Here is a 7,363-nt window from a genome sequence, read left to right as displayed (position 1 = left end):
CCGCGGACCGGTCGGTCGCGACCCAGCGGGTCATAGAGCCCACGGGCAGTGAGCCTGTGACGAGCGTAGTGCCCCCGGCCACCCAGACCAATGCCAATCGCGAGCAAGGACCCCCCCGCGGACCCGACCGGTTGGCCTGGTGGGCCACAAGGGCGAGCCGCACACCGGCCTGCGTCCACGGCCTTGGTGCGGCCGCGAGCCGGCGCCGGGGTCCGCGTGGCGCTGCGCTGCGCGACGAGACGCGCGACTCGACCGCCCGGTGTTGGGAACGAATACGGCAAACCCGCAGACTACGTATGTGCTTGTACTAGTCGTGCTGTCGTTGGCGATCGGACTGGGTGTCGGCCTCGCCCGCGGCGGCACCCTCTCGGCCCTTGCCCGTGTACATGTCCAGCGGCCGTGGCTGTTCGCCGCGCTGGTGTTGGTGCTGGCAGTAGGCGGGCTCGTCCCGGACCTGCACGGCCCGGCCTGGATCGTGGCGGCAGTGCTTGCCGCGCTGTTCGCCGGCATGAACAACCGGCTGCCGGGTCTCGGGCTGCTGGTCGCCGGCATCATCGCCAACGCAGCCGTGATCACGGCCAACGGCGGCCAGATGCCGGTGTCGCTGTGGCAGGCCCAGCATGCCGGGGTCCCGATCAAGGACATCATGACCTCGGCCTTCCACACCCCGGCCGACGGCGGCACGAGGCTACGGCTGCTCAGCGACATCATCCCGTTCGCGTTCCCGGGCGTGCCCGCCGTGCTGAGCGTCGGGGACGTGGTAATCGCCGCGGCCCTCGCGGTGTTCGGCGCGGTGACTCCGGTCCGCGCCTGGCGGACCCTGCAGGCCCGCCGCAACGCCGCCCTTGCCGGCGCCCTCCCCGCGGTCTACGGCGGCACCGACCGGCCCACCGACGACGACGAGAGCGTCACCGTCCTCGCCGGTCCTGGCACGGGCACCACCTGGGACGACCCGGACGGCGACCGCACCAGTCCGGACGGCAGCACCGACCACCGCGGGGGCCCGGGCGCATTCGACTACCCCGGCAGCCCGCACGACCACGGCAGCTCGCACGAACACGGCAGCTCGGCCTACGACGAGAGCCCCGAGAACCTGGACGACGACGGCTACGGCGGCGTTTCGGATCAGGAGCGCCGGGGTGCCGGTCCGGACTTCGGCGGTGCCACCGCCGGACTGGCCCAGGCCAGCGGCGATGACGACGAGTACGACCCCTACGACGTCACCGGATTTGAGGCGTCCAGGCATGACAGCGGGGCGTCCAGGAACGATGACCCCTGGGACGACAACCTCGACCCGCCCGGGCACACGCCCTCCGACCGCTCCTCGACGGGCCGTTCCGAGCCTGACTCGAGGCCGCCGAGACAGACATCCGTCAGTCGGGAGCCCACGCCCTCGAGCGAGGCGCGCTCGCCGTACTCCTCCTCGTCCTAGCCGGTTCCTCCTGGTAGGCATCGTCTCTGGCCGGGATGGTCCCCGAGGGCGGCATCCTGACGGGCGTTCCCGAAGACCGGCCGCCGCGCCCACCGCGGCAGGCGGGTCACCGCGCGGCTGCCCGGGCTGGCACGATGGCTGCTGTGTCCACGTGATGGAAGGAGGACGCTATGGCGAAGAAGAAGCGCAAGCGGCGCGCACGGGCGAAGCACAAGGCCAACCACGGCAAGCGCCCGAACACCTGATGAGTTCGGCGGGTCGTGCTGCTGGCACGACCCGCCCGGCGCCGCCTCGCCACCCACGCGACGCACGGCCCCCTCGCCCGCCAGGAGCGGGGATGATGGGTCTACTCGGGTCGAAACTCGATGGCTTCGGTGTCGACCCGGGCTGAGCGCAGCCGGGCCAGCACGCTCAGACGCAGGGAATCCGGCGCTCGTTCGCCGCCGCACTTGCGGGCGACAAGCAGCTTGACCTCGCGTTCCAGGCCGAACTCACGCAGGCAGGGCGAGCATTCGTCGAGGTGAGTGCGGATGAGGTTGTGCTGACCGCCCTCGCACTCGCCATCGAGGTAGAGGAAGACGGCGTCCAGCACCTTCCGGCAGTCGACCTCGTGCTCGTGACCGCAGCTCACGACGCACCGCCCTCGGCGTCGGCGGAGCCGGCCGGGACGAGCCCACGGTCCGCCGCATACTGCTCCAGGGACTTGCGCAGACCCCGCCGGCCACGGTGCAGCCGGGACATGACCGTCCCGATCGGCGTGCCCATGATCTCCGCGATCTCCTTGTAGGAGAAACCCTCGACATCGGCGAGGTAGACCGCCATCCGGAAGTCCTCCGGCAGCGCCTGCAGCGCGTCCTTGATGTCGCTGTCGGGCAGGTGCTCGAGCGCCTCGGTCTCGGCACTCTTGAGACCTACGGAGGTGTGCGACTCCGCCTCGGCGAGCTGCCAGTCCTCGACCTGCTCGGTCGGACTCTGCAGGGGCTGCCGCTGCCGACGGCGGTATGTGTTGATGAAGGTGTTCGTCAGGATCCGGTACAGCCAGGCCTTGAGGTTCGTCCCGGCCTGGAACTGGTGGAAAGCCGCGAAGGCCTTCACGAAGGTCTCCTGGACAAGATCCTCCGCGTCGGCCGGATTGCGGGTCATCCGCAACGCGGCGGCGTACATCTGGTCGAGGAACGGGAGGGCGTCCCGCTCAAACCGCGCGCCCCGCTCCTCGGTCGTCTCGTCGACCAGGATCATCCCCTCACCGTCGTGCGCACCGACAGCAGGCCCGACGACTGCGGGCTCGGCCTGCGGCGCGGCGGGCCACACGGGGCCAGATCGCGTCTCCTTAGCGGACAATACCCCTGCCAACGCAGGATCGCGTGACGGCGCGGCGCGCGACGCCGACGGACCGGATGCCCGTTCGCGGCTGGGCTGCTGGGGTGGCCGTGCATGCGATGCCCACTCGCGCTTGGCGCTCGTTGGAGTCATGTGACCTCCGTTACTCGTCTGGCATCCTCCTCAACCGGCCGCTGGGGCGGATGATTCCCGTTGCGCCGCGGCAAGCCGCTCCAGCAGGAACGCGGCACCGACGCGGGCGGCCTCGCGGACGGCGTCCCCGGCCGGCCGGCCGTCCCGGACCCGGGTCCGGAAGGAATGGTCACCACCGGCGACGACGTGCACGCGGCGGCGGCGGACTTCGTCCGGCTCCGGCCGGCCGAACGGGTCACGCTCGCCCTGCACCACGAGCACCGGCACGCCCGCCCCGTCCAGCTCGCCCTGGCGCGACGGTTTGGGCGCTCCTGACGCGGTCGTGCCGGGCTGGCCCTTCCTCCCGGGCGGAACCAGCGGAAAACCGAGCGCCAGTACCCCGGCCGCGCCCACCTCCGGGGCGACGCGCATCGCCACCCGGGAACCCATGGACACTCCGGCGAGCGCCAGCGGCCATGCCGGCCCGCCACCAGCCCCAGCCCCAGCCCCATCGCCGGATTCATCGGCGGTGGTGGTGGCAGCGGTGGCGGCGGTGGCGGCCGCGCGGGCGACGGCGTCCAGACGCGCCGGGCGGTCGGGAGCGCGTCGGCCGGCGACGCGGTACGGCATCTCCAGGCGTCCCACCCGTACTCCCGCCGCATCCAGCAGGGCCGTCAGCGCGTCGAACAGTGGTGTGTCCACGCCGCTACCGGCGCCGTGCAGAAACACGACGACCGGCCCGCCTCCGGGAACCAGACGCAGTCGCCCGCCGTCCACTGCTGTGTGGACCTCGGCTGCTGTGTGGACCTCCGCTGCCGTGTGGACCCCGGCTGCGGTGTGGGCCTCGCCCGATGTCCCGCCGGCGCGAGTGCGGTCGGACGCGCCGAGATCGGTCTGTGTGGCCACCGGGACGCATCGCCGGGACGCAACGGGGAAAGACCTTGCGTGGTCAGGCGTGGAATCTGTCAAACTTCCACCCTGATCCTGTGACTTGCCTCTCATTAATGCCCCCTGAAGGGTGGGAATAGCTCCATGCTGCCTGGCCCCGACACCGACACGGGCCCGTCTCGAGGACGAGCGCAGTCCCTCGTCTGCGAGGCCCCTGCGGACAGCGACGATCCGTACTGGGCGTTCTACGGGGAGGTTGCGGCCGTCCAGCTACGGGAGTGGTTGCCGGACCATCCGGCGCGAGTGCTCGACGTCTCCGGGCCGCAGGCCCGATTCGCCCGTCAGATGATCGGTGCCGGACATCAGGTCGTCCGGGTCGTCGGCGATGCCGTCCCCACCGATCCGACCGGCGCGCGCGGCGGCGCCGGCGGAGGGGATGGGGGCGGGGGCGGGGGTGCCGGCAGGGGTGCCCTGTGCCCGGTGGTGGGGGACGCTCGCTCGCTGGACTGGTTCCGGCCCGGCTCGTTCGACGGCGTGCTCGCCGAGTCGCGGGCGCTGTCATTCTGCCTGGCCACCGAGACGACCCTCGACCAGATCCACACCATGCTGCGCCCCGGCGGTCGGCTCCTGCTGTGTGTCGACTCGTTGCTGCTGGGCCTGGCCCGCCTGGCCGAACAGCACCGTTGGGCGGAGCTGTCCGACGTGCCCCGCGCCGACGTCGTGCTCGTGCCCGCGGATGACGGCACGATCACCCGCTGCTTCTGGCCGGAGGAGCTGCATGCCCTGCTGTCCAGCGCCGGCTTCGAAGTCGACTGGATCCGCCCGCGCACGGTGCTGTCCGCCGAGGCGGTCACCCGGGCACTGGCCGAGGATGTCTCCTGTTTTCCCACCCTGGTCCGGACCGAGGTGGAGCTTTCGACGGAACGCGAGGGCGAGTCGATCGGTATCCATCTGATCGCCTCAGCCCGCCGGCCAGGCTGAACGGCGAGACAGGCAGGCACGGCGGCAGATCAAGGGGGCAGATCGGGCGATCGATGCCCCGCGACGGGGCCGAACGAGCGGGCCGCGGATCCGGGCCTGGGGGCGGGCCGCGGGGGAGAACCGCGGGGCGGATGGCCGGACCCGGCTGGTCCATCCGGCATGCTGGCATGGTGAGCATCCTGACCGGAACCGAGCATGCCGGTACCCAGTCCGATCCGTGGCCTGCCCCCACCGCACAGCAGCCGGTGTCGGCGGTCGTCCCGGTGCCGGGGGCGAAGTCCGGCACAAACCGGGCGCTCGTCCTCGCGGCCCTGGCCGGCGCCGAAACCCACCTGCGGGGCGCGTTGCGGTCGCGCGACACCCTGCTCATGGCCGAGGTGCTCCGTGCCCTGGGTACCGAGGTCGTCACTGAGGGCACGGACTGGGTGGTCCGTGCGGCACCGTCGGCACGCCTGACGCCCGGGACCCGTGCCTACTGCGGCAACGCGGGCACGGTGGCACGATTTACCCCCGCACTCGCCACGCTGCGCGAGGGTGACGTCGTCTTCGACGGCGACGCCCGGATTCGGGACCGTCCGCTGACCCCCCTGCTGGACGCGCTGCGCCGGCTCGGCGCCGATATCGACGCCGACCGGATGCCGTTCACCGTGCGCGGTCGCGGTGGCCTTCCCGGCGGCGAGGTCGAGGTCGACGCGTCCGACTCCAGCCAGCTCATCTCCGGCCTGCTGCTCGCTGCCCCCGGCTACGACTCGGGCGTGACGGTGGTGCACCGCGGCGCCAGGCTGCCCTCGGGGCCGTATCTGGACATGACGGTCGCGGACCTGCGCGCGGCCGGCGCGACCGTCGAGGTCGACCCACCGGGGCCGGGCGGCAGCCGTCGCTTCCGGGTGGAGCCGGGCCCGCTCGTCGCCGGCGAGCGGTCGATCGAGCCCGACCTGAACAGTGCCACGCCTTTCCTGGCCGCCGCCGTCGCCACCGGCGGACGGGTCGTGGTGCCGGGCTGGCCGGAGGTGACCCACCAGCCCGGACGGATGCTGCCGGCGCTGCTCGCGGCGATGGGGGCGTCCACCGAGCGCACCGAGCAGGGCCTGGCGGTGACCGGGGGCGGCACCATCCACGGCATCGACGTCGACCTCAGCGACTTCGGCGAGGCCGCTCCGGTCCTCACCGGGCTCGCGGTGCTGGCAAGCTCGCCGTCACGGCTGCGCGGGATCGGGCATCTGCGGCTACACGAGACCGACCGGCTTGCGGCGCTCGCCGAGGAACTCGGCCGGCTTGGTGCGCGGATCACCGTGACCGACGACGGGCTGGCGATCGACCCGGCCCCGCTGCACGGCGGACGACTCGACCCGCGGGCCGACCACCGCCTCGCCATGGCCTACGCGGTCGTCGGCCTGGTGGTGCCGGGCGTCGAGATCGACGACATCGCGACGACCGGCAAGACTGTTCCCGACTTCCCCCGGATGTGGGCCTCGATGCTCGCCGGGCAGGCGGCATGATCCGGGCCGGCACAGCACGGGCCGGCACGGTGTAGCGGGTCCGGCCGATGCCCCGAGAGCTCGACGAGGACGATGTCCGGATCCGTCCCGGACGCGGGTCGCGCCCCCGCAGCCGGCAGCGGCCCGATCACGCCGAGGCGGTGCCGGCGGTCGTGGTCGGGGTCGACCGCGGCCGGTACTCCTGCCGGCCGGAGCCCACGCCCGAGCGGCTGGTCGCCGCGGTGCGGGGCGGGTCGATGCGACGCACGTCGGTCGTGGTCGGCGACCGGGTGGCCCTCGTCGGCGATCTGTCCGGCACGACCGGGGCGTTGGCGCGCCTCGTGCGCCGCGAGGAGCGGATCAGTGTGCTGCGGCGGACCCCGGACGACAGCGATCCGGCCGAGCGCCCGATCGTCGCCAACGCCGACATCCTCGTGATCGTCTGCTCGGTCACCGATCCAGCGCCACGGCCGGGTCTCGTCGACCGCTGCCTCGTCGCCGCCTACGACGGCGGGCTGTCGCCGGTGCTGTGCCTGACCAAGATCGATCTGGCCGATCCCGGACCGATCATCGAGCTGTACCGGCCGTTGGGGTTTCCGGTCGTGACGACCCGGCCGGACCGCGACCTGGGCGAGCTGCTGGATCTTCTGACCGGGCGATCCAGTGTGCTGTTCGGGCACAGCGGAGTGGGCAAGTCCAGCCTGGTCAACCGGCTGGTGCCGGCCGCCGACCGGGCGATCGGCGAGGTGAACGCGGTGACCGGACGCGGGCGGCACACCTCGTCCGCGGCCGTGGCACTGCGGCTGCCGCGGGGTGGAATGGTGATCGACACGCCGGGCGTGCGGTCGTTCGGCCTGGGCGCGGTGGCGCCCGCGCGGGTGCTCTCGGCCTTCTCGGACCTGGCCGCCGCGGCCGGCTACTGCCAGCCCGGATGCGAGCATCTCGCACCCTCCGCAGACTGCGCGCTCGACTCGGCGGTCACGGAGGGTACCGCCGACGCGGCCCGGCTGGCGAGCCTGCGCCGACTGCTCGCGGCCCGCGGCGCACCCGCATGACCCCCGCCGGTCGGGAGATTCGTCACACTCGTCTGTCACACGGGCGCCCGGCGCCCGCGGCACCGACGCGGGAGCGG

At 72.7% G+C, this 7,363-nt stretch carries 8 protein-coding genes; 5 read left to right on the top strand and 3 right to left on the bottom strand.

Features of this window, described 5'->3' with window-relative positions; all coding sequences use genetic code 11:
- Positions 1-298 precede the first annotated feature (298 nt).
- Both MXD95_RS03975 and MXD95_RS29130 read left to right on the top strand, forming a co-directional pair.
- On the top strand, positions 299-1,432 hold the full coding sequence (locus MXD95_RS03975; protein WP_250639132.1) for a DUF5317 domain-containing protein: 1,134 nt from the start codon (positions 299-301) through the stop codon (positions 1,430-1,432).
- 170 nt (positions 1,433-1,602) lie between these two features.
- Positions 1,603-1,677: a 50S ribosomal protein bL37 gene (locus tag MXD95_RS29130; RefSeq protein ID WP_369809780.1), complete on the top strand. Its 75-nt coding sequence runs from the start codon at positions 1,603-1,605 to the stop codon at positions 1,675-1,677.
- 101 nt (positions 1,678-1,778) lie between these two features.
- Here MXD95_RS29130 and rsrA read toward each other — a convergent pair whose 3' ends face one another.
- From rsrA to MXD95_RS03960, 3 genes are all read right to left on the bottom strand, one after another.
- On the bottom strand, positions 1,779-2,063 hold the full coding sequence (gene rsrA / locus MXD95_RS03970) for a mycothiol system anti-sigma-R factor (protein ID WP_250639131.1): 285 nt from the start codon (positions 2,061-2,063) through the stop codon (positions 1,779-1,781).
- Positions 2,060-2,671, bottom strand: a complete 612-nt coding sequence (locus MXD95_RS03965) for a sigma-70 family RNA polymerase sigma factor (RefSeq protein WP_250639130.1) — start codon at positions 2,669-2,671, stop codon at positions 2,060-2,062. Before MXD95_RS03965 ends, rsrA begins: the two co-directional genes overlap by 4 nt.
- 264 nt (positions 2,672-2,935) lie before the next feature.
- Positions 2,936-3,886, bottom strand: a complete 951-nt coding sequence (locus tag MXD95_RS03960) for an alpha/beta hydrolase family protein (protein ID WP_250639129.1) — start codon at positions 3,884-3,886, stop codon at positions 2,936-2,938.
- A 30-nt stretch (positions 3,887-3,916) separates the two neighbouring features.
- Here MXD95_RS03960 and MXD95_RS03955 point away from each other — a divergent pair, with 30 nt between their 5' ends.
- The 3 genes from MXD95_RS03955 (at position 3,917) to rsgA (ending at position 7,286) form a co-directional block, all read left to right on the top strand.
- Entirely contained in the window at positions 3,917-4,753 is an 837-nt protein-coding gene (locus MXD95_RS03955) for a methyltransferase domain-containing protein (RefSeq protein WP_250639128.1), read from the top strand.
- Positions 4,754-4,920: 167 nt separating this feature from the next.
- Positions 4,921-6,252, top strand: a complete 1,332-nt coding sequence (gene aroA, locus MXD95_RS03950) for a 3-phosphoshikimate 1-carboxyvinyltransferase (protein ID WP_250639127.1) — start codon at positions 4,921-4,923, stop codon at positions 6,250-6,252.
- A gap of 47 nt (positions 6,253-6,299) precedes the next feature.
- Positions 6,300-7,286: a ribosome small subunit-dependent GTPase A gene (gene rsgA, locus MXD95_RS03945; protein WP_250639126.1), complete on the top strand. Its 987-nt coding sequence runs from the start codon at positions 6,300-6,302 to the stop codon at positions 7,284-7,286.
- The last annotated feature ends 77 nt before the right edge of the window (positions 7,287-7,363 follow it).

This window comes from Frankia sp. AiPa1, assembly GCF_023243075.1.
In the GTDB taxonomy this organism is placed as follows: Bacteria; Actinomycetota; Actinomycetes; order Frankiales; family Frankiaceae; genus Frankia.
Note: the sequence above shows the minus strand (reverse complement) of the source record. Positions and strands in the feature narration are given on the sequence as shown.

Excerpts from the sequence above, each read along its gene's own strand:
- MXD95_RS03965 (WP_250639130.1), bottom strand. The coding sequence starts at position 2,671 with ATGATCCTGGTCGACGAGACGACCGAGGAGCGGGGCGCGCGGTTTGAG.
- MXD95_RS03955 (WP_250639128.1), top strand. The coding sequence starts at position 3,917 with ATGCTGCCTGGCCCCGACACCGACACGGGCCCGTCTCGAGGACGAGCG.
- aroA (WP_250639127.1), top strand. The coding sequence starts at position 4,921 with ATGGTGAGCATCCTGACCGGAACCGAGCATGCCGGTACCCAGTCCGAT.
- MXD95_RS03960 (WP_250639129.1), bottom strand. The coding sequence starts at position 3,886 with ATGAGAGGCAAGTCACAGGATCAGGGTGGAAGTTTGACAGATTCCACG.
- rsgA (WP_250639126.1), top strand. The coding sequence starts at position 6,300 with ATGCCCCGAGAGCTCGACGAGGACGATGTCCGGATCCGTCCCGGACGC.